This window comes from Shewanella gaetbuli (assembly GCF_023284065.1).
Classification (GTDB): domain Bacteria; phylum Pseudomonadota; class Gammaproteobacteria; order Enterobacterales; family Shewanellaceae; genus Shewanella; species Shewanella gaetbuli.
On the sequence record NZ_JAKIKP010000001.1, the window covers coordinates 515,807 to 540,010 of the forward strand.

Sequence of the window (24,204 nt, forward strand, 5' to 3'; positions counted from 1 at the left end):
AAATATTTACGCCAGCATTAACTGCTGGCGTAAATATTTTCAATTAGCTCAACGTGAATTGAGATTAATTAAGCATCTTCTGAAGGTGGAACATAACCTTCAATTTCAACGTCTTTCCCTTCAAATAAAAAGTTAATCATTTGCTGTTCTAGAAAGGTTCGGTCATCAATGTTCATCATGTTTAGCTTGTTTTCATTAATCAGCATAGTTTGTTTTTTCTGCCAAATTCCCCAAGCTTCTTTGCTGATATTGTCAAAAATGCGTTTGCCTACTTCTCCAGGATATAGTTGAAAATCTAAGCCATCAGCTGACTTCTTTAAATAAGCACATTCTACAGTACGAGCCATGTTTACTCCTTAAGGTGAATTTGGGTAGCGGCAAAGTTCGGTTGGCTGGCTAATTCTGCTGTTAGGTTAGCAAGAATTTTTTCAGTAGCAGCGGCTAATCCGACTTTGGCTGGATGTTTGATGTTATACCAGAGTGGTGGTGTTTGTTCCATCACTTGGTTGTTGTTAGTTGTTAAGTTAGTCAAGTTGTCGCTTGATGCCGTCACAACTATAGGTTGAATATCTAAATGAAAATGACTGAAAGTATGCCTAAACCCAGCTAACTCAATAGCAACTCTGTTAAGTTGATTGTGTTGAACAAACTCCTCCAGTAAAGCCTGATTATCAAATTGAGGGAAACACCATAAACCACCCCAAATGCCTGCTGGTGGTCGTTGAATCAATTGGACTTCATGCTTTTTTAATATCACTAGCATCCAAGCTTGTTTTGTCGGAATCGATTTTTTAGGCTTTTTACCAGGATAAAGTGTTTGTTGGCCAGCCAACTGTGCTTTGCAGTCAATGGCAACAGGGCATAGTGCACACTGAGGTTTACTACGGCTACAAATACTGGCCCCTAAGTCCATCATGGCTTGATTGTATTTTTGTACATCCTGCTGGGGCGTTAATTCATCGGTAAGTTGCCACAATGCTTGTTCTACCGTTTTTTGACCTGGCCAGCCTGCAATGGCGCCATGTCTGGCTAATACTCTTTTTACATTACCATCAAGTATAGAGTGATGTTGGCCTAACGACAGCGACAAAATAGCACCGGCGGTCGATCGACCAATACCAGATAACGCTAATACATCGTCAAACTCTTCAGGAAAACAGCCATTGAAATGATCCCGTATATATTGTGCTGCTTTATGTAGGTTACGTGCTCTGGCGTAATAACCAAGTCCAGTCCAGTGGTGTAATACTTCATCTTGTTCAGCATTGGCTAGTTCGATAACAGTAGGGAACCTTGCCATAAATTTCTGGTAATAAGGGATCACCGTCGCAACTTGAGTTTGTTGCAACATAATTTCAGAAACCCATACACTGTAAGGGGTTTTATTTATTTGCCATGGTAGAGTTTTTCTACCATGTTTATCGTACCAAGCGATGATGCGCTCAGCGAAAGTATGCGATGTTTTCATCGGGGCAGTGTAGCGATACCGGCTGTTTCTCACAAGGCAAAAGCATATTGCTGACTAAAAACTAGCCTAGATATTATTGTTATTGGCTTTGGGGTGCTAGAAATTAAGATTGTTCATACAATTTCGTAAGGATTAGGTATAATAGTTAGCTGAACTAAAATACTATTTTTAAGATTAACTATCTCAATAATGAATTTGGTTGTTGAGATAAAGAGGCAATAATGAGCGACGTTACCACCGCTGAATTTAATGAAGAAGGTAAGTACCTTCGTAAAGTCAGAAGTTTTGTTTTACGTGAAGGCCGATTAACTAAAGGTCAAGCACAGGCAATTGAATCACATTGGCCTGCTATGGGTTTAGAATACAGCCCGCAGCCAATTGATTTGAATGCAGTATTTGGTCGCGAGGCTGAAACGGTACTAGAAATTGGTTTCGGTATGGGGGCTTCTTTAGTACAAATGGCCCAAGCCGCACCACAGCAAAACTTTATTGGCATTGAAGTACACAAACCAGGTGTTGGCGCGTGTTTAGCTGATGCGGGTGAAGCCGGCATTACTAATTTACGGGTGTATCACCATGATGCGATGGAAGTATTAGAAAATAGTATTGCCGATGGCTCTTTAGATCGTTTACAGCTGTTTTTCCCTGACCCTTGGCACAAGAAACGTCATCATAAGCGTCGTATTGTGCAGCCTGAATTTGCCCAATTAGTGCGTCGTAAACTTAAAATTGGCGGTGTGTTCCATATGGCAACAGACTGGGAAAACTACAGCGAACATATGCTAGAAGTTATGTCAGCTGCAGAGGGTTACAAAAACCAGTCTACAACAGGTACTGTGGTTGAAAGACCTGACCATCGTCCACTGACCAAGTTTGAAGCTCGTGGCCAACGCCTAGGTCATGGTGTTTGGGATATCATGTTCGAACGAATTGATTAATCAAGTCTATTAGGAGACAAATCATGGCAAAAAATCGCAGCCGTCGTTTGCGTAAAAAGTTACGTGTAGATGAGTTTCAGGAGTTTGGTTTTGACATCCAATGGACGTTTGAAGACTCTGTTTCAGAAGCGGATATTGATAATTTAGTTGATCAATTTATTGATGAAGTGATTGAACCACGTCAATTAGGTTTTCATGGTGGCGGACATAAAGAGTGGCAAGGTGTAATAGCAACGCAAAAAATTGGTCAATGTACTGATGAAGATATTGCAGCTGTTAAAGCATTTTGGCAAAGCAAGCCCGCAAAAGATATCGAAGTGACTGAATTATACGATTTATGGTGGGGTTAATTCTCATTGGTTACTGAGCAGTTGCTACAACAAGCGGTCGACAGTGTTCGGCCGCTTTTAGGTAAAGGGAAAGTTGCTGACTACATTCCAGCGTTGGCTGAAGTTAATGGCAACAAACTGGCTATAGCAGTAACAACAATAGATGGCACCACTATTGGTGCGGGTGATTATCTAGAGCCATTTTCAATCCAATCAATTTCTAAGGTATTCAGCCTTACATTGGCGTTAAATCTTTATCGTGAAGACGAGATTTGGAGTCGTGTGGGTAAAGAGCCTTCCGGTCATTCATTTAATTCATTAGTTCAAGTTGAATTAGAACGTGGTAAACCGCGTAATCCTTTTATTAATGCTGGTGCATTGGTGATTGCCGACCTTCTTCAGGCTAGATGCGGCGCGCCCAAACAACGCATGCTAGAAGTCGTTCGTAAGCTTAGCGTTAACCCTGTTATTGGCTATGACAAAGTTGTCGCTGATTCAGAGTTTGCCTTTAGTGCCCGCAATGCGGCAATTGCTTATTTGATGAAATCCTTTGGTAATTTTGAAGGGGAAGTTGAAAAGGTTTTACGCAACTACTTTCATTATTGTGCTTTAAAAATGAACTGTGCTGATTTATCAAAGGCAATGTTTTATTTGGCTAATCGTGGCAAAACGCTTACTGGAGAACAGTGGATATCACCTATTCAAACTCGACAGTTAAACGCATTATTGGCAACATCAGGCCTGTATGATGGAGCTGGGGAGTTTGCTTATCGAGTGGGAATGCCGGGTAAAAGTGGTGTTGGTGGGGGGATTATTGCCGTTATTCCTGGGGATATGTCTATTTGCGTATGGTCACCAGAGCTTGATAAAAATGGCAACTCATTAGCAGGCACTGCAATGTTAGAACATGTATGCCAGCAACTTGGCCGTTCGATTTTTTAATCAATTCTGCATATTAGTTAAAATCACTACTTACTTGTGATATTTACCAATTTTTAATTATTTGTAAGCCAAACTGATAAACGCCTTTCCTCCAATTTAGACTTTGGTTTTCATAAGTTATTTATAAGTAAGGTTTTTTTGTTTTTGGCACGCTTAGTGCTATTAAGCGTTAATGGTTAAGCATTCATGGTTTCGTAATAAACAGTTATTTATTGCGTATATAGTCACAGTGCTATTTAAGATTAATTAGTAAGTTTGAAAAGGATTTAAATATGACTCACCCTACCCACAACGCGCCGCAACTAAAAACAAGTAAAAAGTGGATCAATACCTTGGCTATTTCAACCGCCATTTTAGCCTTTAGTTCATTAACCCCTGCAATGGCTAAATTATCTTTAGAGGATGACCGCTGTAATTTCACACTTAATTATGATGTGACTGTTGAGCCAAAATCATTAAAAGTAAGTGACAAAGGCGAAGAAAAATATCGTGTTGAGTTAGGCCAACTATTTGTTGAAGGTAAGTCAATTCAATTAAATACACAGCAACAGCAAATACTCACAGAGTATTCTGATGAAGTGTCAAAGCAAGTCCCTGAAGTGATTGAACTTGTTGGCGAGGCGGTAACGATGGCAACTCAAGCGGTAAACATGGCGCTTACGCCATTGCTAGGCGACAGTGCGGGTAGCAAAATTGATGAGTTAATGGCAGGAATTCAAAAACGTGTTGACTCCATGGCATATCAACACGGGGATCAATTCTTTTTAGGTTCAACGGAAACATCACTTGAAGAAACCTTCAATGAAGAGTTTGAACAAGAAATGGAAGATATCATTTCAAGCTCAATTGGCAGTTTAATGATGAGTATGGGAAGCGAAATCATGTCTTCAGAAGGGGGTTCATTTGAAGAGAAAATGAATGCATTTGCCAGCAAAATGGAAAATGTGGGCAATGACATTGAACAACAAATGGAGTCAAAGGCTCAAGTACTAGAGTCACGTGCGAATAAAGTGTGTGATGACTTTGAGCGTCTAGTGGTTCTAGAGAGTAAGGTGAGAGAGGACATCCCGCAGCTTGCTTCTTTCAAATTAGTAAATCTTGAGCAGCCCTTAGCAGAATAACCTTTATTTTAAGGACAGATTACTACTATTGATGGCTAACTTTTACCTATCATTATGATTTAGATTGTTCGACATTATGCATGTCACCTGACCTTCCCCTGTATGTATTCTCGTACAGGGGCTTTTTGTTTGTGCTATTAAACGGTTTAATGACTTAAACTTTGTTCTGATAAAAAAATTGTCAATTATAAATATAGAGCAATGAAGGTTTTTTTTGTTATACTCATAAAAATTATAAGAAAAATGTACTTTATTTGAATTTTCGTGAGTTTTTCGGATAATTGGCGTAACTTTATAAATCAAGATGTTTCGATATTATTAATTCTATAAATCAAAATGTTAGTTGGTTTTGATATGACATTCATTACCAACCTAGTTTATAAAGAGATTGCCGAAAATCGATTTTTTAATGTCGTAAACAGCTTAAGGCGACTTTCATGTTAGAACTGTTAGAACCTATTGCCATTTTTACCCATGTCGCTCGAGCAGGTAGTTTCAGTGCTGCTGCTAGAAGATTAGGCATATCTAAGTCAAAAGTTAGCACTCAAGTTGCAGACTTAGAACACAAATTAGGCGTGCAACTGATTCAGCGAACCACCCGAAGTTTGAGCTTAACCGAAGCTGGTAACTTACTTTACCTTCAAGGTGAAGAATTGTTACGTGATGCAGAACAAGCCGTAGCCAGTGTTCATAATTTAAATGACGCTACTCGTGGGGTGCTTAAAGTGGGTATTTCACAGTCTTTCGGTACCATGCATATTATTCCTGCATTACCTGATTTTATGGCAAAGCATCCAGAGTTAGAACTGCAAGTGAGTTTGCTGGATCATAAAGTTGATGTTGTCAGCGAAGGGTTAGACTTACTGCTAACCATGTCTGAGCAATTGCCTTTAGGAATGGTTGCGAGACCATTAATGAAATGTCAGTTCTTACTAACCGCATCGCCAGAGTATATTGCTAAACATGGCAATATTTCTCGACCTGAACAATTGGTTGATCATAACTGCCTTGTGTATCAAGGTGAGTGGCATGAACACAGTATGTGGCAGTTTAGAAAAGGCGAAGATTATTGCGAAATTGGTGTAACAGGTAATTTCAGAGTCGATAATGCTCCTGCATTGAAGTCTGCAGCCGTAAGTGGCTTAGGCGTTGCTTATTTAGCGAGCTACCTATTTGAAGATGAAATAGAGAACGGAACTTTAGTGCCGCTTTTACCTGATTGGCAGTTGGCAAATAACTTACCTTTACAGGCAGTATATCCACGCCGTAAGCATTTAGCGCCTAAAGTTAGTGCGTTTATTGAATTCATAAAAGGTCATATTGGAACTACGCCATATTGGGACGCCAAATTTGATCATTTATATAAAATGCGTAAGTAAATTTGGAAACATTGTTTTCAAATAAGAATAAAGCCAAGCCTTAGAGCTTGGCTTTATTATTTGTTATTAATATCAGTATTTTATGTTTGTTTTGATTTGTTTCATTGTGTATCAGGTATCAACAGGTTAAGTAAATAGAAAGTTAATGTTGTTGAAGTCTGTTCTTATTTGAATACAATGATACACAGTTGATTCGAAATGATTTGAACTTGCATGTTATTGAGAAATGACCCCTTTTCATTAATGTGCTCAAATCAGCAACTTCGCAAGTTTTGAATCACGGTTGCTACTGTTTTCTATTTTACATTGTGGCAACTTTGAAACCATCATCCTAGTTTAATTGGTTTACCCCAGACTTTGTCTGGGGTTATTTTTTTGGGGTAGGCATAAAAAACAGACGCATTTCGCGTCTGTTTTGTTGGTAATCATTATTTAACCGAGTCTATCCATAGATGTACCTGCGCTTCCAATACATCTAATGGTAATGGGCCATTTTTCAAAATTAGAGTATGAAAGTCTCTGATATCGAACTTATCACCTAATTCATTTTTAGCGTGTTGGCGCAATTCAAGAATTTTTATCATTCCCACTTTGTATGCCGTAGCTTGAGATGGCATCACGATATGACGCTCTACCATTTTCACTGCATCTGACTTAGCATTTGGAGTATTTTCTAAATAAAAGTCTAGCCCTTGTTCTCTGGTCCACTTTTTAGTGTGAATACCTGTGTCGACAACCAAACGACAAGCACGCCATAACTCCATTGCTAGACGACCAAAATCTGAGTAAGGGTCAGCATACAAGCCCATTTCTTTCGGGAAGAATTCTGAATATAAACCCCAGCCTTCAATATAAGCGGTATAAGTACCAAACCTACGGAATTGAGGAATACCTTCAAGCTCTTGGGCGATGGCTATTTGCATGTGATGCCCCGGAATACCTTCGTGATAAGCCAAGGCTTCCATTTGGTACTTAGGCATAGCATTCATTTTATAGAGGTTAGCGTAATAAGTACCAGGACGTGAACCATCTGGAGCGGGTTGGTCATAAAAGGCTTTGCCTGCCGACTTCTCTCTAAATGCTTCAACAGGGCGAACAACCATGTTGGCTTTAGGTTTAATTTTAAACACTTCGTCTAAACGTGATTCCATATTATCAATTAACGCCGTTGCTTCTTTGATGTAAGCATCGCGGCCTGCTTGAGTGTCTGGATAGTAAAATTGTTTGTCGTCGCGCATAAAGTCAAAAAAGGCTTTTAAATCGCCTTTGAAGCCGACTTTTTTCATAATTTGACGCATTTCGTCTTGAATGCGAACCACTTCAGCAAGGCCAAGATCATGAATTTGATCTGAGGTCATATTGGTAGTGGTTGTGCGGGCGAGGGCGTTATTGTAAAAAGTATCACCGTCAGGTAGTTTCCAAGCACCGTCACGGGTATCGGCTTTTTTCTCTAAGGTATTTAAATAGCTAATTAAGCTAGTGTAGCCAGGTTGTACGCTATCAATTAATGCTGACTTAGCTTGGTCTAATAAAGCTTGTTTATCATTATCGCTAATCGTTAACTTCGCCACTTTTTTGTTAAAGTCGGCCCAAAGTGTGCTGTTTTTACCGCTATTATCAAATGGAGCACCGGTAATAATGTTTTTGCTATCAGAGATGATATATGGAAATACAAATTTAGGTGCAATAATGCCCTTGTCTGCACGAATAGTTAACTGTACTTCTAGTTCTTTGAGTAAGTCTTTCACACCCTGTAAGCGGCTAATATACGCTTTAGCATCATCAACACTGGTAATTTGATGTTGGTTAATTAAAAACGAGGCTACCATCGAGTGCAAACCGTACATTTGGTTTACCGGATAAGTATGGTAACGCCATTTGTCGTCTGCAATTGATTGCTCTAAGCGAGCTTTAAGTAACTGATAACTTAAGGTGGTTTGCTCGTCTAACTTTTTTACATCAAGTGTTAATAATTGTTTTAATTGTGACTTTGCTAACTCGAGCGTTTTATCTTGTCCAGCTTCAGAAATATCATTCCATTTGTCGTAATCTTGCTTTATACCCATATAAGTTTGGTTAACAGGGTTAGCCATAACACTTTGGATAAAAAACTCTTCAAACATGGCATTCGCTTTTGCTGATTCCGTTGCGTGCTTCTTTTCAACGTTGACACTTTCTTGAGCACTATACACAGGCATAGAGTGTGAATGGGCAATGGCTGAGCCATTGAACAGGCTTGAAAGAGTAAGGGCGAGTATGGTTATTTTCGTTGTTATTGTCATTACACATTCCGTCTGGTTTTTCAAAAGCGCTATCCTAATCAAGCCGGAACGAAAAGTGAAAATTGAAATGTTAGTAAGTGTGTCTAAATGAAGTGAATCTGTTAATTCATGGTGGAGCGTGAAAAAGCAGCATTGATATTGCTGCCTTATTTATCACTTTAGGTTAGTTACACAAATTGCGAAAGAAGATCATTAACAAACATATGGCCTTTTGGCGTGAGTTTCCAATGAGTGTCTGTTTCGGTCAGTAAGCCGCGCTGAATCGACTTATCCATGCCCGCTTTGACCACCGAAGCGCTTTTTCCTGTTCGCGCTTCAAATTCAGTCTTGGCAATGGGGGTCATTAACCTAAGACGGTTCATTAAGTATTCTAATGGACGATCTTCATCGGCAACCTCTGTGGTTTCAAAGGTATAGTCATTGGTGGCTAGATACCCCTTTGGATGTTTAATTTTAACCGTGCGAATAATCTGATTTGTTTCAGGTAAGGTGATCTTACCGTGAGCACCACAACCTATGCCTAGATAGTCGCCAAATTGCCAATAATTTAAATTATGACGGCATTGGAAACCGGGTTTGGCATAAGCGGATATTTCATATTGCTCATAGCCTAACTCCGCGAGCTTTTTCTGCCCTTGTTCATATATATGCCAAAGGTGCTCGTCATCCGGCAATTGAGGTGGCTTAGAATGAAATAGGGTGTTGGGCTCAATGGTTAATTGATACCAAGATAAATGGGGGGGCATTAGGGCCGCCGCGGTATCAATGTCGTTCATTGCTTCAGCAAAGCTTTGATTAGGCAAGCCGTGCATTAAGTCTAAGTTAAAACTTAAGTAGTTTGCTTCAACGGCTTTTTCAGCAGCGGTAACCGCTTCATGTTGGTCATGAATACGGCCTAATAGGTTAAGCTTTTCTTTAGAGAAACTTTGCACCCCCACCGACAACCGAGTGACTCCCGCTGCTCTGTAAGCGGCAAAATCATCATGTTCTAAGGTGCCAGGATTGGCTTCCATGGTGATTTCAATATCGTCTTCAAATGGAATTAATGCATTAACGCCATCAAGCAAGCGTTTGATTTGGCTGGCATCAAATAATGATGGAGTGCCGCCACCAATAAAAATGGTATGAACCCGCCTGTTTTGCACATATTTCAAATCATTGCGTAAATCATTTAATAATGCATCAACATATTCTTGTTGCGGTAAAACGCCATTTTGGCCATGTGAGTTGAAATCACAGTAGGGGCATTTTTGTACGCACCACGGAATATGGATATACAAACTAAGTGGTGGCAGTAACAACATGACGTTAAACCTTTCTGATACAAATATAAGTGTGGAACACTCGAAATAATAACTAACCTGAGCTGCGTATAAGAGATTAGCTAATATACTGACTCATATGATTTTTACTTTCAAATACATTTCTTGAGAGGTATTTTTGCTTAGAACAAGGCAAATTTGTGCGTCAATAGCTGGTCTCGGCTTTGGTTCCAACGTCGCCCTACCTCCCCCATCCATGGAGTCGTATTGCAAACAAATTTAACGCAGTTATCAGTACAAATAGCCTCTAGAAAGCAAGTTGTTATGCGCAGCTCAGGTTAATTAGCTTTGAATAATGCCTTTGGCTTTCATTGCTTCAACTAATAACGCTAATGCTTTACCACGGTGACTATGGGCATTTTTTTCATCACTCGTTAATTCAGATGCGGTTTTATCAAAGCCTTCAGGGATGAAAACTGGGTCGTAGCCATGGCCTTGAGTACCCTGTGGCGCATGGTTAATTGTACCTTCCCATGCCGCTTGGCAAATAATAGGAGTCGGGTCTTTAGCGTGACGCATATATACCAATACGCATTGAAAGCGTGCCTTACGGTCAGTGTGTAAAGTCATGGCATCAAGCAGCTTTTCATAGTTACTTTGCTCGGTGGCCGCTATTCCTGAATACCTTGCAGAATAAATACCGGGTTGGCCTTCTAAAGCATCGACTTCAATGCCAGAGTCATCAGCAATGGCAGGTAAGCCGGTTATTTGGGCTGCATGGCGAGCTTTAATGATCGCATTTTCAACAAAAGTCGTGCCAGTTTCAGGAACCTCAGGAACATCAAATTGGCTTTGTGCTAATACTTCAATGTTAAATTTTGCCAGCATTTGGTCAAACTCTTTCTGTTTTCCTTTATTGCCACTGGCTAATACAATTTGTTGATTTTTAGAGGTGCCCATAACATGTTCCCAAAGGTAAAATTGCCGCATTATAGCGCTAAAAAATATTGATATTTAATCGACGTAAAATTTCTGTTTGAATTTTAGTGACGTATTAAGTTTATTGCCACGTTTAATACCGATGTTGAAGTTGACCAATTGATCATCTCTATACGGCACTTGAGCAATATAATAAATGGCATTGCCTTCACGAATTTCTTTAAAGTTTAAGGTTTTCTTTGCATCTAAAAGGTTGTTAGCAATACCGGTAATTTCAACTGCTACCGGCGGATTGCCTGCTTGATTAGTATCTAAAACGGTGATGTTTACAATGCCGTTATAGCTACTGCGGTCAATCCCATAATTTTTGGCGACTTCAGGAGTAATAAAGGTGCTGTTTAACGCCATGTAATGAATTTCATAATGGCCCACTTGTTGTTTCTGTTCTGCATGTACTTGAGTGGTCACCAGTAATAAAGTGAGCGTTAATAATGCTAATGGTTTGAAAATGGCTTTAATCATAAGAAATTTCCATAGAGTAAGTGTTATTTGCTAAAGGTCGATAACAAAAGCGGGATAACAAAAAGGTAGGCGATAGGCCTACCTTAAATTAGCCAATCAATAACTTAAATCATTGCCCAGAATGGGATGTATTGTGAAAATAAAATATTGATAAAGTTCATCGCAATAAATAGCACCAGCACTGAAAGGTCAAGGCCACCAATCGCTGGAATAACGCGACGAATTGGCGCCAATAATGGCTCAGTTAATTGGGTCATGATCATTACAACAGGATTATAACCTTGGTTAAACCAGCTTAAAATTGCGCGAATCAATAACATCCAGAATAATAAGACACCGGCATTTTTAAAGACCGCTACCACTGAGAATAATAATAAGGTCACAATATCTATACCAGCACCTGCAATAAGAGTAAGTACTAACATTTTGACCAAGACTACAATAAATGCCAACACTAATGAGGCGGTATCAATACTGCCCATTGACGGTAAAATTCTTCTCATTGGGGCAATAATAGGTTGAGTGGCTTTAACAACAAATTGGCTGAATGGATTATAAAAATCGGCTCGAACCAGTTGTAGCCAAAAACGTAAAATGACCACCATTAAATAGAGATCGAACAGGGTATTTACTAAAAAACTAATCGCATTCATGATGTTGCCTTAATCACTTAATTCAATTTAACTGCCTTTGCTAATTGTTTTACCAAAGGCAGTGTTGTTCATTGGGGCAATTTTAGCACCCTAAACTGAGAAAACACTTAATTCATTGCTGAAATGAACCGTAAATTAAAATGTTTTCGCCATTTCTTCTGCTCTAGCAACACAGTTATGCATAGCGCTATCGACTAAACCTCGTAAGTTACCTTTTTCTAAGGTTTCAACAGCCTGTGCAGTCGTCCCTCCTTTAGAGGTAACATTATTACGTAAAGTTGATAATGATAAGTCTTGGTTTTGAATGACCATTTGCGCTGCGCCTAAGGCTGCTTGTTCAGCCAATGCGCGGGCTTTATCTTCAGCCATGCCCATTTTTATACCTGACTCAATCATTGACTCTATAAACAAGAAGAAATAAGCCGGTGAGCTACCTGCAAGCGCAATCACTTGATTAAGCTCGTCTTCTTGTTCTACCCATAATACTTTACCACCGGTTTCCATCAGCGTTTGGCATAGTGACTTCTGCTCATCGCTAATGCTGTCATCAGCATAAAGTCCGGTCATACCAACGCCTAACTGAGTTGGCGTATTTGGCATAGTACGAATAAGTTTGATGGGTTGGTTCAAGTACTCTTGATAACGTTTAGCAGGAATGCCTGCAGCGATAGTAATGACTAACTTATTGGAAAAATCCACATGTTGTAATTGCTCGCATACTTGTTGCATTAATTGTGGTTTTACACTGAGTACCACTACATCTGCGTGGGTCACACCGTCAATATTATTGTTAGTCACTTTAATGCCAAAGTCTGCCTGTAGTGCGTCTAGTTTTGGTTGACTAGGGTTGGTGGCACATACTTGCTCGCTTGGATAACCATTTTTAATGAGTCCACTGATAATACTGCGAGTCATATTGCCTGCACCGATAAAGCATACTTTTGCTTGTGGCATGTTTAATGTCCTTTGATTTTGTTTGCTAATTTATAATCAGATATAAGGGCTAAATATTAAAATTCAACGTGTATCCCTATCTGCTATTCAGATATTGACTAAACTGTCGCTTATTAGGATTAAGTTCTTGAGCCAAAAATAGCACTGCCCACTCTAACCATTGTTGAGCCGTTAGTTATCGCTATATCAAGATCACCGCTCATGCCCATTGATAATGTATCAACGGTGTCAAACTGCTGTTTTAATGTTTGGTACAGCGTATTTAAACGGCTAAATTCATCTTGTTGAAGATTTATGTCGTCAGTTGCGGTAGGAATTGCCATCAGGCCGCGTAATTTAAGCTTGGGCATTTGACTGATTTGTTGGGCAAGTTTAAACACCTCTTGCTCATCTACTCCAGATTTACTTTGCTCGTTACTGATATTAACTTGAATACAAACTTGTAAAGGCGGTAAGTGGGGAGGTCGTTGGTCATTTAACCTTTTGGCAACTTTCTCACGGCTTAATGTATGCATCCAGTCAAAATGCTCTGCAACAACTTTGGTTTTATTCGATTGTAACGGGCCAATAAAGTGCCATTCAATATCATTGAACTCTTCACCTAATTGGAGAATTTTTTGTTCGCCCTCTTGGACATAATTTTCGCCAAAAAGCCGCTGTCCCGCCAAATAAGCTTCTATAATATCATTAGCGGGCTTGGTTTTACTGACCGCCAGTAGTTTAACTTCATTTGGGTTACGTGCGCATTTTTGCGCCGCTTGGTTAATTCTGCTCTGGGCGATTGATAATCTGTCTGCTATTGTTGTAATCATGTTGATAAAATGGACATCTCTATAATGGAAATCACTGAGTTACTTGCCTTTAGTGTAAAGCATAAAGCGTCAGATCTACATCTTTCTGCAGGTGTATCACCTATGATCCGTGTTGACGGTGAAGTCAGAAAAATTAACTTACCTCCTTTAGATCATGCCGGCGTCCACAGTTTAGTGTACGACATCATGAATGATAAACAACGTAAAGACTATGAAGAACATCTAGAAATTGACTTTTCGTTTGAGGTGCCTAATTTAGCGCGTTTTCGTGTTAATGCTTTTAATCAGTCTCGTGGTGCGGGTGCAGTATTTCGTACTATTCCTTCTGATATTTTAACATTAGAGGAATTAGGTGCTCCGGAAATTTTCAAAAAAATATCGAGTTTCCCTCGTGGTTTGGTATTGGTTACAGGCCCAACTGGGTCGGGTAAATCAACCACTTTAGCGGCAATGGTCGATTACATTAACGAAAACCGCCATGACCACATTTTAACCATTGAAGACCCGATAGAATTTGTCCATCAAAACAAGCAGTGTTTGGTTAACCAACGTGAAGTGCATAAGCATACCCATAGCTTTAATGCGGCGCTTAGAAGCGCGTTACGTGAAGACCCTGACGTGATTCTAGTGGGTGAGATGCGTGACTTAGAAACCATTAGACTTGCGATGACCGCCGCCGAAACTGGTCACTTAGTCTTTGGTACCTTGCATACCACCTCAGCGGCCAAAACCATTGACCGTGTGGTTGACGTATTCCCAGCAGGTGAAAAAGACATGGTAAGAACCATGCTTTCAGAGTCACTTCAAGCGGTTATTTCGCAAACACTGATTAAAAAAGTGGGTGGTGGCCGAGTTGCTGCTCATGAAATTATGATGGGAACCCCTGCAATTCGTAACTTAATTCGTGAAGATAAAGTGGCGCAAATGTATTCAGCCATTCAAACGGGTATGGCCCACGGTATGCAAACACTTGAGCAGTGTTTACAAAATCTAGTCAACCGGGGCTTGATTACCCGTGATGATGCGATGTCGAAAAGCTCAAATAAACAAGCTAATTTCTAAGGAATAGTAAAATGGATGTACGCCCTTTTTTAGCCACAATGGTAGAGAAAAAAGCCTCTGATTTATTTATTACTGCTATGTTTCCGCCAAGTGCGAAAATTGATGGTGAGCTCAGGCCGCTAACGGAAACCAAGCTAACCCCAGCACAGTCATTAGAGTTTGTTGAAACATTAATGACCGATGTACAAAAAAAGGAATTTGCAGAAACGCGTGAATGTAACTTTGCTTATGCGGTTTCTGGCTTAGGGCGTTTTCGTGTTAGTGCATTTTGGCAGCGTGATTCAGCTGGTTGCGTTATGCGCCGAATTGAAACGACCATTCCTGAAGTTGATGACTTAAAGCTACCGCCTATTTTAAAAGATCTTGTAATGAGCAAGCGTGGACTTATCATTATGGTTGGGGGTACAGGTACGGGTAAGTCAACTTCGTTAGCGGCTCTGATTGGTTATCGTAATGCACATGCAAGAGGGCATATTCTTACTATTGAGGACCCTGTAGAGTTTGTTCATAATCACGGTAAAAGTATTATCACTCAACGCGAAGTGGGCATCGATACAGACTCATTTGATGCTGCGCTGAAAAGCTCTTTAAGGCAAGCGCCAGATGTGATTTTGATTGGTGAGATCCGTACTCAAGAAACCATGGAGTTTGCACTCTCATTTGCTGAAACAGGTCACTTATGTATGGCCACCTTGCATGCTAATAATGCTAACCAAGCACTTGATCGTATTATGCATTTAGTGCCAGAAAGTAAACATAATCAATTGCTGTTCGATTTATCGCTTAACTTACGTGGCATTGTTGCTCAGCAACTTGTTCCTAAATCTGATGGTTCTGGACGTCGTGCAGCGATTGAAGTGTTAATCAATACCCCGCGTGTTAGTAGCTTGATTGCTAAAAACGAGTTACACCTTTTAAAAGAAACCATGGCTAAGTCGAATGAGCAAGGGATGCAAACCTTCGACCAAGCTTTGTTAGGCCTATATACCGAGGGTGAAATTAGTTATGCCGATGCGCTTCACCACGCGGATTCGCCCAATGATTTACGTCTAATGATTAAGCTTAAATCGAATGATTCATCAAACTCAGGTTTCTTAGAAGGCGTCACATTAGATATGGATTAAGCCTGTTTGGTGTTGCTATTGTAATATCTTGTGTCAAACCCACCCTTATTGTAAGTAAGCCGTAACCAATGTTGCGGCTTTTTGTTATACTTCAGTTTCAATTTAAATCTACTGTGTTTTATCCCACATTTTAATCTTAGTGCTGCTTAAATATTTTTATCTACATATTAATTGCTTAGCAGTATTTATACGGACTCACTATTGTTAAGGATTTATCATGTCTTTTTGGCATAAACTACCATTTTTATTTATTCCTCTTGTTGGTTTTCAGACCCAGGCCGTTGAAGTTAGCGATGAACTAGATATAGGCGGGGCGGTGCGAGTTAATTATGGTTGGAAAGACTATGATGACAACGCCAAACTAGAATTCGAACTATTTAGGGCAGATGTAAATTATCAAGCCGATAATGGACTCTTTGCCTCAGCGCAGTATCGTTGGTATCAAGATATGGATGTGATTCATCATGCCTATATGGGGTACAAATTTGATGAGTCGAATTCAGTTCAAGTAGGGGTAACACAAGTGCCTTTTGGCTTATCACCCTATGCTTCTCATTCATTTTGGTTTGGTGCCACTTACTATATCGGTTTTGAAGATGACTATGATGCCGGTATTCATTACCAGTACCAACGTAACAATTTAACCATGGATTTAGCGTATTTTGTGAATGATGAATATGGTAATGGCAGCCGTTATGATCGCTATTCCTTTGATGTAGCCACAACCGAAGATTCTCCATACAAAGAAGCTGGGCAATTGAATGCCAGAGTGGAATATAAGGTTGAAGCGGGGAGCTTTAATCACCTCATTGGAGGCTCAATTCAATATGGTAATTTAGACTATGTTGCAGATGTGGTGAGCGACGAGACAATTCCTACCGACGACGTTAGTGCCATGGCCGCGGCAGCACATTGGCAAGCAGATTGGCAAACATGGCAGTTGCAATTACAGTACATTCATTATAATTATGACATAAAACATAGTAACCGTATTGCGTTGTCTGCTTTTTCATACCCATTTGAAATTGCAGCAAAAGCTGACGTAGTAACAGCTAATATTTCAAAGTCATTTGATGTTGACTGGGGGCCAGTAACTAATCTTAATTGTTATAACGACTACAGCACAGTTTTAGCCTCGGGTAACGGGTTAGCTGATTCTGCCCAAAATGTCACTGGCTGCGCCATTACAGCGGGTAAATTCTATTCTTATGTTGACTGGATTGCGGGTAACAACATGTACTTTATTAATGGTGATGGTGTTGGCATTGATAACGGCAATACCCAATGGCACTCGCGCTTAAATATTAATATTGGATTATATTTTTAGTCGTGATCAAATATTCAATACATTGCGTATAAAGCACCATTAAACCAAAAATAACAGTAAGGATTTTTTATGTTTTCCCTAAAACCATTATGCAAATTGTTCACTGCAACGGTCATTGGCTGTAGTGCTTTTTTGAGTGTGACTGCTAATGCTGCATCTTGCCCAGATTATTTGAATGTTGAAGCACGCAAATTGCATTCTGAAGAAAATGTTAATTTGTGCGAATTAACTCAAGGTAAGCCAGTGCTTATTGTTAATACCGCTTCAAATTGTGGGTTTACCCCTCAATTTGATGCGTTAGAGGCTGTTCATCAAGAGTATAAAGACAAAGGTTTAGTGGTCATTGGCTTTCCATCAGATGACTTTTTCCAAGAAGAGAAAGATGAAGCTAAAACTGCAGACGTTTGTTTTATTAATTATGGCGTTACTTTCACGATGATAGCGACTTCACCTGTTCGCGGCAGTGATGCAAACTCTGTCTTTGAACACTTAAATGCTAAAACCAGCGCGCCTAAGTGGAATTTTTATAAATATTTAGTGTCGGGTGATGGTGAAACTGTAACCCAATTTAATTCTAGAGTGAAACCAGACAGCAAAGAGATAAAACAGGCAATTGATAAGCAGTTGGCGAGCGAAATCTAACCAGTTAAAAATACCTTACTCAAGTTGAATAATGAGATTCAGACTGGTCTGAGTCTCATTTTTAATAAAAAAAGTAAGACAAATACAAATCGACAAAATATTATTAACATCAATAAAATGGATTCGAAAATATCTTGATAGAAGACATAGCTTTCTGAGTTGGTGATAGGTTATTTTTTAACTGCTTGTCGTTCGAGAGTCTATGGTCTTCGGTATTAGCTGTTCGGTATTCAAATAAGTAAAAACGATAATAATGGTTTTTTAGGAGTGAGTTTTGGCGCGATTCTCAGGGTTAGATAAAGAAACTGGTCATTCAGCACGAGGTAAGTCAGGCGTGTTATTGGTTAACTTAGGCACACCTGATGAGCCAACAGCACCAGCAGTGAGGCGTTATTTAGCCGAGTTTTTGGCAGACCCTCGTGTCGTCGAAATCCCTAAACTTGTATGGATGATTATTCTTCACGGTATTATTTTACGCGTTCGCCCAGCAAAATCGGCGGCATTGTATAAAGAGATTTGGACCGACGAAGGCTCGCCATTATTAGCTATTAGTGAGCAGCAAAGATCTAAATTGTCAGAGGTTTTAGCTGAGTCAGACAAAGAAGCCAGCGTACACCTTGCGATGCGCTATGGTAATCCGTCAGTCGCTTCAACTTTACAAGCTATGCACAAACAAGGTATTGATAACATTGTAGTGTTACCGCTTTATCCTCAATACGCTGCACCTACTACGGCTTCAGCATTTGACTCAATTGCTAAAGAACTATGTCAGTGGCGTTATATCCCAGCGTTACATTTTATCAATACTTATCATGATAACCCTGACTTTATCTCTGCTTTGGCGAATTCAATTGAGCAAGATTTTGCTAAAAATGGTAAGCCACAAAAATTAGTTTTGTCTTATCACGGCATGCCAGAGCGCAATTTGCATTTGGGCGACCCTTATTACTGTTTTTGTATGAAAACCAGTCGCTTACTTGTGGAAAAGTTGGGTTTACAGGAAGAGGATTACATAACCACTTTCCAATCTCGATTTGGTAAAGCCAAATGGTTACAGCCTTACACCGATGCCACCGTTGAAAGTTTACCTGCGCAAGGGGTAACAGATATTGCCGTTATTTGTCCTGCATTTAGCGCTGATTGCTTAGAAACCTTAGAAGAAATTCAAGGAGAGAATAGGCATATTTTTGAAGGCGCAGGCGGTAAAGACTTCCGTTATATTGCCGCGTTAAATGACAATGATGACCATATTCAAATGATGGCAAACTTAGTGAAGCCGTATTTATAAGGTTTCACTTTATGCTGTGGTTTAGGCAGATTAAAAAGCAGATCCCCGATAAGAGATCTCGGGGATGACGGCTCTTATCAACAAGTTTCGGGGATGACGACTCTTATCAATCGCTATCGTGGATGACGATAGTTATCAACCTCATTGCAACGATGCAGATTTTTTCACATCACTCCGCTAATTTCTTTTTCACGTCACTCCGTTAACTCCTTTTTCACGTCATTCCGGTAACGCTTTTGGGCCGGAATCTGCTTTTATTAATTAAAAAGCAGATCCCCGATAACAGATCTCGGGGATGACGGAAGTTATTAGCAGAGCGCTGGGATGACTGCTCTTATCAACAATTTTCGGGGATGACGACTCTTATCAATCGCTCTCGTGGATGACGATAGTTATCAACCTCATTGCAACGATGCAGATTTTTTCACATTACTCCGCTATTTTCTTTTTCATGTCACTCCGCTAACTCCAATTTTCACGTCACTCCGTTAACTCCAATTTTCACGTCACTCCGTTAATTCCTTTTTCACGTCATTCCGGTAACGCTTTTGGGCCGGAATCTGCTTTTATTAATTAAAAAGCAGATCCCCGATAACAGATCTCGGGGATGACGATAGTTATCAACCTCATTGCAACGATGCAGATTTTTTCACATCACTCCGCTAATTTCTTTTTCACGTCACTCCGCTAACTCCAATTTTCACATCACTCCGCTAATTCCTTTTTCAAGTCACTCCGTTAACTCCAATTTTCACGTCATTCCGGTAACGCTTTTGGGCCGGAATCTGCTTTTATTAATTAAAAAGCAGATCCCCGATAAGAGATCTCGGGGATGACGGAAGTTATTAGCAGAGCGCTGGGATGACTGCTCTTATCAATCGATCTCGAGGATGACGGAAGTTATTAGCAGAGCGCTGGGATGACGACTCTTATCAACCGCTCTCTGGGATGACGGTATTTATTCAACCTTAGTTGTCATGAGTCGTTTAGAGCCTAGCCTCGCTCTCAGGCATTTGATAAACTCAAACTATGTTAATTATTATTGAATCATTATGCGTATAGATCCCAATGTAGCTCTGGTATTTAGTACTGACAAAGGCCGAATTGAGCAAGAACAGCCGGTAGAAGTTGCCCCAGAAGGTGATGGCATTGTTAGAATACATAAAGACAGTAAAGGTCGAAAAGGCAAGGGCGTAAGTGTAATTAAAGGTTTAGGTTTAGATAAAGCCGAGCTTAAAACTCTTGCACAAAAGTTAAAAAAACAATGTGGTTGCGGCGGCACGGTAAAAGACTTTAATATTGAAGTACAAACCGACAATCGTGAACAGATTAAAACACTACTTGAAAAGCTTAATTACACCGTTAAGCTTGCGGGTGGATAACCTCAAACACAGTCTTAATTGATACTCTGCCGATTAGCATTCTTAAGGAGAGCTATTATGAAACAGTCTGATGCTATTATAGAAAATAAAGAATGCCAGCAAGACAACAACTTACAAGGTGATTGTTTACAAGGTCATTTATTGATTGCTATGCCATCTCTTGAAGAAACTTTTTTTGAGCGCAGTGTTATCTATATTTGCGAGCATGATGACAAGGGGGCTATGGGATTAATTATCAACCGCCCCATTGGACTAGAGTTGGAAGATTTATTAGATCAAATGGGCTTAAACCCTACTGAGGAAGTGGCTTTTAATATTAATTCACAAGTGTTAGTTGGTGGCCCTGTGGCCCCAGAGCGTGGTTTTGTATTACATAGCCCACAATCCAGTTGGATTAACAGTCATCAGGTGAGTGACTATTGTATGTTAACCACTTCAAGAGATGTTTTATCTTCAATAGGGACACCAAAATCTCCAGATGAATATTTGGTGGCTCTTGGCTATGCCGGTTGGGGGAAAGACCAACTTGAACAAGAACTTGCTGAAAATACTTGGCTTACAATCAAAGCCACTGCTGATTTACTCTACTCAAAATCTCCTGAAACACTTTGGGAACAGGCCACCAAACAATTGGGTTTTGATATGTGGCAGATTTCAACCCAAGTCGGTCATGCTTAATTGACTGTGGTGGTAGTGATGGCTGCTGACTCAATTAAGGCAGTAGTTAGTATTGCTGTTTTTAATCACCTAAAACCATTAAACATCTTTGATAAAAGTGGTTTTTGTCCCTTAGATCAATAATATCCTTAGTTAGGAATACGAAAAACATGCAGGCTCAAACAATTCTCGGCTTTGACTATGGAACCAAAAGTATTGGTATCGCCATAGGCCAAGCTATAACAGCAAGTGCTAGCCCGTTAATGTCGATAAAGGCTGTGGACGGTATTCCTAATTGGGATGAAATAGCTAAATTGCTGGCAGAATGGCAACCTGATCTTGTAGTGGTGGGCCTTCCATTAAATATGGATGGCACCGAACAAGACATTACTCAGCGAGCACGTAAGTTTGCTAATCGAATTAACGGTCGTTTTGGTGTGAAAGTGGCGACTCAAGACGAGCGCTTAACTACCGCAGATGCTAAAGCCAGGTTATTCGAATTGGGTGGGTTTAAAGCGTTAACTAAAGGCCAGGTTGACGCGGTTTCAGCGGTATTAATTGTCGAAAGCTACTTCGAAAACCAATTTGGCGATTAGCTCAATGCTAATTTTTTAGCTCCTATTATTGAACATTAATGCACCTATATGGTGCATTTTTTGTGCCTCAATTTGTATAGGGTTAACGATTAACGTGCTTGAAAACCCAGATGTAATATTTTCGTGCACAATGAACCTTGTTGGTAAGTGATTGTTATTTAATTAGTAAGTTTAAAATTACTGTTGGTATTGCACCATAACGATTAATTGTTTAATGCAGGTTGGCACATATAGTGAAACCTCCTCATAAATAGTGAAACAAACAAACCATTAGAGGGATGAAAGTGAGTGGTTAATTGATCTGATTAACTCTTGGTTCTCTTACTTTATCCATCACTAGGTTAATGAGGAATAAACGATGGCAGCTTTACCTGTGATTTTTACCGATATGGATGGCACTTTGCTTGACCATTTTGATTATAGTTTTTCAAGTGCTATCTCAGTAATTGAAGCATTAAATGAACGTAATATTCCTATTATTGCCAATACCAGTAAAACCTTTGCTGAAATGGAACGACACCAGCAAACCATTGGGTTTAATACCCCGTTTATTTGTGAAAATGGCGCAGCGATATATATACCAAAAGGGTATTTTGAAGCTCAGCCTACAGATACTGTTTCTCAAGGCTATTACTGGGTAAAAACTTTTTCACACCCCAGATCATACTGGTTAGATTTATTACAACAATCTGCCCAAAAATATGCAGAAGATTATGTCGGGTTTTCTTCGTTAACCGCTGAAGATTTATGTGAGTTAACCGATCTCTCTCCCGAAAAAGCTAAGCTAGCCTTAGTCAGACATTATTCTGAACCCCTTTTATGGCAGGGAAGCGATGAAGACAAGCAAGCTTTTATTAGTTTACTCACCCAAAAAGGAGCCACCATTTTGCAAGGTGGACGATTTATGCATGTGGGAGGTAAAACAGATAAAGGCTATGCCATGAAGTGGTTAGCGCAGCTGTATGCTAACGAGTATCAACAAGCCGTGCAAACCATTGCATTAGGCGACAGCGGTAATGATAACGCTATGCTAGAAGCGGCAGATATTGCCGTACAAATCAAATCGCCAGCGCATACATTCCCACAGCTAGAGCAAGCCAATTGTAAAATTAAAAGTACTCAGTTTGGTCCCAAAGGCTGGGCTGAGTGCTTACAAAACTTAATTCTATCGACCTCTTCAAACTTATCGAGCATGGCAGCTTCGATTTCCCCTTCAATCGTTCCAACAACTCAAAAGGAAGGTTAATCATGGCTGACTTTTATCAAAATGGCACAGTGACTACGTTACATAATCTAACTCGCAGAACTTATGACGAATTAGAAGATGATTTAATGAAATTTGCCAAAAAACGACCATTAGGCTTGATATTACCTTCGTTGTATTCAGAGCTTGAGGGCGAGGCGCTAAATCAAATAGTCGATAAATTAGTGGATGTGCCTTTTTTAAGCCAAATTGTCATTGGATTAGATAGAGCAGATAAAGCGCAATATCAAAAGGCGATGACATTTTTTAACCGCTTACCGCAACATCATCGAATTTTATGGAACGACGGCCCAAGATTACAAGCATTAGATAAAGAGCTTTCGGCACTTGGTTTAGCACCTAAAGAGTTAGGTAAAGGGCGAAATGTTTGGTACTGCATGGGCTATGTATTAGCTTCAAATAAAGCTGAGTCGGTCGCACTGCACGATTGCGACATTGTGACTTATGAGAAGTCATTACTGGCTCGTTTGTTATATCCGGTGGCTAACCCGCAATTCAACTATGAATTTGGTAAAGGCTATTACGCTCGTATTGCTGAAGGAAAGCTTAATGGTCGGGTATCACGATTATTAGTCACACCACTTATTAAAGCCCTAAAAAGAGTGGTTGGTTATAACGAATATTTAGAATACATGGACAGCTTTAGATACCCATTAGCAGGTGAGTTCTCGTTTAGACGTGACGTATTAAACGACCTAAGAATTCCCAGTGATTGGGGGCTCGAAATTGGCGTGCTGAGCGAGATGCAGCGTAACTATGCTCATAATCGAATTTGCCAAGTAGATATTGCAGATAATTATGATCATAAACATCAAGATTTATCGCTGCATGATTCGCAAGCGGGTTTGTCAAAAATGTCTATTGATATCACCAAGGCGTTTTATCGAAAGTTAGCCACCCAAGGCAACACATTTAGCACAGAAACATTCAGAACATTAAAAGCCACCTATTATCGTATCGCATTAGATTATGTTGAAACTTACCATAACGATGCATTAATGAACGGCCTGACAACTGACATTCATTTAGAAGAAAAAGCGGTGGAAATGTTTGCTCAAAATATTGTTACAGCCGGATGCAACTTTTTAGATAACCCGATGGAAACACCTTTTATGCCGACTTGGAGCCGAGTAGTGAGTGCAATGCCGGATGTATTAGAAAGATTAAAAGAGGCCGTAGAGGCCGATAACGCTGAGTTTGGTTAGTGTTCGCTAATTACTGTTAAGCACTTATTGTTAGGCGCAAAGTGATCAGTAGTTGC

24 protein-coding genes are annotated in these 24,204 nt (G+C 39.9%); 15 read left to right on the plus strand and 9 right to left on the minus strand.

Going from position 1 to position 24,204, the window contains the following annotated elements; genetic code table 11:
* Nucleotides 1–68: 68 nt before the first annotated feature.
* The gene (locus L2672_RS02265) at nucleotides 69–347 is read right to left on the minus strand and encodes an oxidative damage protection protein (protein ID WP_248994199.1); all 279 of its coding nucleotides are present in this window, start codon (nucleotides 345–347) and stop codon (nucleotides 69–71) included.
* Between the two features lie 2 nt (nucleotides 348–349).
* Nucleotides 350–1,468, minus strand: a complete 1,119-nt coding sequence (gene mutY / locus L2672_RS02270) for an A/G-specific adenine glycosylase (protein ID WP_248994200.1) — start codon at nucleotides 1,466–1,468, stop codon at nucleotides 350–352.
* 221 nt (nucleotides 1,469–1,689) lie between these two features.
* Between mutY and trmB the strand changes: the two genes are divergently transcribed.
* The 5 genes from trmB (at nucleotide 1,690) to L2672_RS02295 (ending at nucleotide 6,177) form a co-directional block, all read left to right on the plus strand.
* Nucleotides 1,690–2,406 carry a tRNA (guanosine(46)-N7)-methyltransferase TrmB gene (gene trmB, locus L2672_RS02275; protein WP_248994201.1) on the plus strand — a complete coding sequence of 239 codons (717 nt, stop codon included), beginning with the start codon at nucleotides 1,690–1,692 and terminating at the stop codon, nucleotides 2,404–2,406.
* A gap of 23 nt (nucleotides 2,407–2,429) precedes the next feature.
* Nucleotides 2,430–2,756: a 50S ribosome-binding protein YggL gene (locus L2672_RS02280; RefSeq protein ID WP_248994202.1), complete on the plus strand. Its 327-nt coding sequence runs from the start codon at nucleotides 2,430–2,432 to the stop codon at nucleotides 2,754–2,756.
* A 6-nt stretch (nucleotides 2,757–2,762) separates the two neighbouring features.
* On the plus strand, nucleotides 2,763–3,677 hold the full coding sequence (glsB, locus tag L2672_RS02285; protein ID WP_248994203.1) for a glutaminase B: 915 nt from the start codon (nucleotides 2,763–2,765) through the stop codon (nucleotides 3,675–3,677).
* Between the two features lie 272 nt (nucleotides 3,678–3,949).
* Nucleotides 3,950–4,798, plus strand: coding sequence for a YggN family protein (locus L2672_RS02290; RefSeq protein ID WP_248994204.1), 849 nt, complete (start codon nucleotides 3,950–3,952; stop codon nucleotides 4,796–4,798).
* Nucleotides 4,799–5,235: 437 nt separating this feature from the next.
* Complete coding sequence (locus L2672_RS02295; protein ID WP_248994205.1) at nucleotides 5,236–6,177, plus strand: LysR family transcriptional regulator; 942 nt, start codon at nucleotides 5,236–5,238, stop codon at nucleotides 6,175–6,177.
* Between the two features lie 428 nt (nucleotides 6,178–6,605).
* Here the strand turns inward: L2672_RS02295 and L2672_RS02300 are convergent, their stop codons facing one another.
* From L2672_RS02300 to L2672_RS02330, 7 genes are all read right to left on the minus strand, one after another.
* Nucleotides 6,606–8,459: a DUF885 domain-containing protein gene (locus L2672_RS02300; RefSeq protein ID WP_248994206.1), complete on the minus strand. Its 1,854-nt coding sequence runs from the start codon at nucleotides 8,457–8,459 to the stop codon at nucleotides 6,606–6,608.
* Between the two features lie 167 nt (nucleotides 8,460–8,626).
* Nucleotides 8,627–9,763, minus strand: a complete 1,137-nt coding sequence (gene hemW / locus L2672_RS02305) for a radical SAM family heme chaperone HemW (protein WP_248994207.1) — start codon at nucleotides 9,761–9,763, stop codon at nucleotides 8,627–8,629.
* Between the two features lie 300 nt (nucleotides 9,764–10,063).
* On the minus strand, nucleotides 10,064–10,681 hold the full coding sequence (rdgB, locus tag L2672_RS02310; protein ID WP_248994208.1) for an RdgB/HAM1 family non-canonical purine NTP pyrophosphatase: 618 nt from the start codon (nucleotides 10,679–10,681) through the stop codon (nucleotides 10,064–10,066).
* Between the two features lie 54 nt (nucleotides 10,682–10,735).
* A complete protein-coding gene (locus tag L2672_RS02315) occupies nucleotides 10,736–11,182 on the minus strand; it encodes a DUF4426 domain-containing protein (protein WP_248994209.1) in 447 nt (148 codons plus the stop codon).
* A 104-nt stretch (nucleotides 11,183–11,286) separates the two neighbouring features.
* Nucleotides 11,287–11,835, minus strand: a complete 549-nt coding sequence (locus L2672_RS02320) for a YggT family protein (protein ID WP_248994210.1) — start codon at nucleotides 11,833–11,835, stop codon at nucleotides 11,287–11,289.
* A 135-nt stretch (nucleotides 11,836–11,970) separates the two neighbouring features.
* On the minus strand, nucleotides 11,971–12,789 hold the full coding sequence (gene proC, locus L2672_RS02325; protein ID WP_248994211.1) for a pyrroline-5-carboxylate reductase: 819 nt from the start codon (nucleotides 12,787–12,789) through the stop codon (nucleotides 11,971–11,973).
* A gap of 119 nt (nucleotides 12,790–12,908) precedes the next feature.
* Nucleotides 12,909–13,598: a YggS family pyridoxal phosphate-dependent enzyme gene (locus L2672_RS02330; protein ID WP_248994305.1), complete on the minus strand. Its 690-nt coding sequence runs from the start codon at nucleotides 13,596–13,598 to the stop codon at nucleotides 12,909–12,911.
* Nucleotides 13,599–13,625: 27 nt separating this feature from the next.
* Between L2672_RS02330 and L2672_RS02335 the strand changes: the two genes are divergently transcribed.
* From L2672_RS02335 to L2672_RS02380, 10 genes are all read left to right on the plus strand, one after another.
* Nucleotides 13,626–14,663: a type IV pilus twitching motility protein PilT gene (locus L2672_RS02335; protein WP_248994212.1), complete on the plus strand. Its 1,038-nt coding sequence runs from the start codon at nucleotides 13,626–13,628 to the stop codon at nucleotides 14,661–14,663.
* Nucleotides 14,664–14,674: 11 nt separating this feature from the next.
* A complete protein-coding gene (locus L2672_RS02340) occupies nucleotides 14,675–15,787 on the plus strand; it encodes a PilT/PilU family type 4a pilus ATPase (RefSeq protein WP_248994213.1) in 1,113 nt (370 codons plus the stop codon).
* Between the two features lie 217 nt (nucleotides 15,788–16,004).
* On the plus strand, nucleotides 16,005–17,114 hold the full coding sequence (locus L2672_RS02345) for a hypothetical protein (protein WP_248994214.1): 1,110 nt from the start codon (nucleotides 16,005–16,007) through the stop codon (nucleotides 17,112–17,114).
* 69 nt (nucleotides 17,115–17,183) lie between these two features.
* Nucleotides 17,184–17,756, plus strand: coding sequence for a glutathione peroxidase (locus L2672_RS02350; RefSeq protein WP_248994215.1), 573 nt, complete (start codon nucleotides 17,184–17,186; stop codon nucleotides 17,754–17,756).
* 274 nt (nucleotides 17,757–18,030) lie between these two features.
* The gene (gene hemH / locus L2672_RS02355) at nucleotides 18,031–19,044 is read left to right on the plus strand and encodes a ferrochelatase (protein WP_248994216.1); all 1,014 of its coding nucleotides are present in this window, start codon (nucleotides 18,031–18,033) and stop codon (nucleotides 19,042–19,044) included.
* A gap of 1,052 nt (nucleotides 19,045–20,096) precedes the next feature.
* Nucleotides 20,097–20,426, plus strand: coding sequence for a stress response translation initiation inhibitor YciH (gene yciH, locus L2672_RS02360; protein ID WP_248994217.1), 330 nt, complete (start codon nucleotides 20,097–20,099; stop codon nucleotides 20,424–20,426).
* A 57-nt stretch (nucleotides 20,427–20,483) separates the two neighbouring features.
* Nucleotides 20,484–21,104: a YqgE/AlgH family protein gene (locus tag L2672_RS02365; RefSeq protein WP_275974917.1), complete on the plus strand. Its 621-nt coding sequence runs from the start codon at nucleotides 20,484–20,486 to the stop codon at nucleotides 21,102–21,104.
* A 149-nt stretch (nucleotides 21,105–21,253) separates the two neighbouring features.
* Nucleotides 21,254–21,679: a Holliday junction resolvase RuvX gene (gene ruvX, locus L2672_RS02370; protein ID WP_248994218.1), complete on the plus strand. Its 426-nt coding sequence runs from the start codon at nucleotides 21,254–21,256 to the stop codon at nucleotides 21,677–21,679.
* Nucleotides 21,680–22,037: 358 nt separating this feature from the next.
* Entirely contained in the window at nucleotides 22,038–22,925 is an 888-nt protein-coding gene (locus L2672_RS02375) for an HAD-IIB family hydrolase (protein ID WP_248994219.1), read from the plus strand.
* Nucleotides 22,926–22,927: 2 nt separating this feature from the next.
* The gene (locus L2672_RS02380) at nucleotides 22,928–24,148 is read left to right on the plus strand and encodes a glycosyltransferase family protein (RefSeq protein WP_248994220.1); all 1,221 of its coding nucleotides are present in this window, start codon (nucleotides 22,928–22,930) and stop codon (nucleotides 24,146–24,148) included.
* The last annotated feature ends 56 nt before the right edge of the window (nucleotides 24,149–24,204 follow it).

Bases quoted from the DNA above. Each gene is read 5' to 3' on its own strand.
- yciH (WP_248994217.1), top strand. From the start codon at position 20,097: ATGCGTATAGATCCCAATGTAGCTCTGGTATTTAGTACTGACAAAGGC.
- L2672_RS02345 (WP_248994214.1), top strand. From the start codon at position 16,005: ATGTCTTTTTGGCATAAACTACCATTTTTATTTATTCCTCTTGTTGGT.
- rdgB (WP_248994208.1), bottom strand. From the start codon at position 10,681: ATGGGCACCTCTAAAAATCAACAAATTGTATTAGCCAGTGGCAATAAA.
- L2672_RS02290 (WP_248994204.1), top strand. From the start codon at position 3,950: ATGACTCACCCTACCCACAACGCGCCGCAACTAAAAACAAGTAAAAAG.
- L2672_RS02365 (WP_275974917.1), top strand. From the start codon at position 20,484: ATGAAACAGTCTGATGCTATTATAGAAAATAAAGAATGCCAGCAAGAC.
- L2672_RS02265 (WP_248994199.1), bottom strand. From the start codon at position 347: ATGGCTCGTACTGTAGAATGTGCTTATTTAAAGAAGTCAGCTGATGGC.
- L2672_RS02335 (WP_248994212.1), top strand. From the start codon at position 13,626: ATGGAAATCACTGAGTTACTTGCCTTTAGTGTAAAGCATAAAGCGTCA.
- proC (WP_248994211.1), bottom strand. From the start codon at position 12,789: ATGCCACAAGCAAAAGTATGCTTTATCGGTGCAGGCAATATGACTCGC.
- L2672_RS02350 (WP_248994215.1), top strand. From the start codon at position 17,184: ATGTTTTCCCTAAAACCATTATGCAAATTGTTCACTGCAACGGTCATT.
- ruvX (WP_248994218.1), top strand. From the start codon at position 21,254: ATGCAGGCTCAAACAATTCTCGGCTTTGACTATGGAACCAAAAGTATT.
- L2672_RS02380 (WP_248994220.1), top strand. From the start codon at position 22,928: ATGGCTGACTTTTATCAAAATGGCACAGTGACTACGTTACATAATCTA.
- L2672_RS02375 (WP_248994219.1), top strand. From the start codon at position 22,038: ATGGCAGCTTTACCTGTGATTTTTACCGATATGGATGGCACTTTGCTT.
- hemW (WP_248994207.1), bottom strand. From the start codon at position 9,763: ATGTTGTTACTGCCACCACTTAGTTTGTATATCCATATTCCGTGGTGC.
- L2672_RS02300 (WP_248994206.1), bottom strand. From the start codon at position 8,459: ATGACAATAACAACGAAAATAACCATACTCGCCCTTACTCTTTCAAGC.
- mutY (WP_248994200.1), bottom strand. From the start codon at position 1,468: ATGAAAACATCGCATACTTTCGCTGAGCGCATCATCGCTTGGTACGAT.
- L2672_RS02295 (WP_248994205.1), top strand. From the start codon at position 5,236: ATGTTAGAACTGTTAGAACCTATTGCCATTTTTACCCATGTCGCTCGA.
- L2672_RS02320 (WP_248994210.1), bottom strand. From the start codon at position 11,835: ATGAATGCGATTAGTTTTTTAGTAAATACCCTGTTCGATCTCTATTTA.
- trmB (WP_248994201.1), top strand. From the start codon at position 1,690: ATGAGCGACGTTACCACCGCTGAATTTAATGAAGAAGGTAAGTACCTT.
- L2672_RS02340 (WP_248994213.1), top strand. From the start codon at position 14,675: ATGGATGTACGCCCTTTTTTAGCCACAATGGTAGAGAAAAAAGCCTCT.
- L2672_RS02315 (WP_248994209.1), bottom strand. From the start codon at position 11,182: ATGATTAAAGCCATTTTCAAACCATTAGCATTATTAACGCTCACTTTA.
- L2672_RS02280 (WP_248994202.1), top strand. From the start codon at position 2,430: ATGGCAAAAAATCGCAGCCGTCGTTTGCGTAAAAAGTTACGTGTAGAT.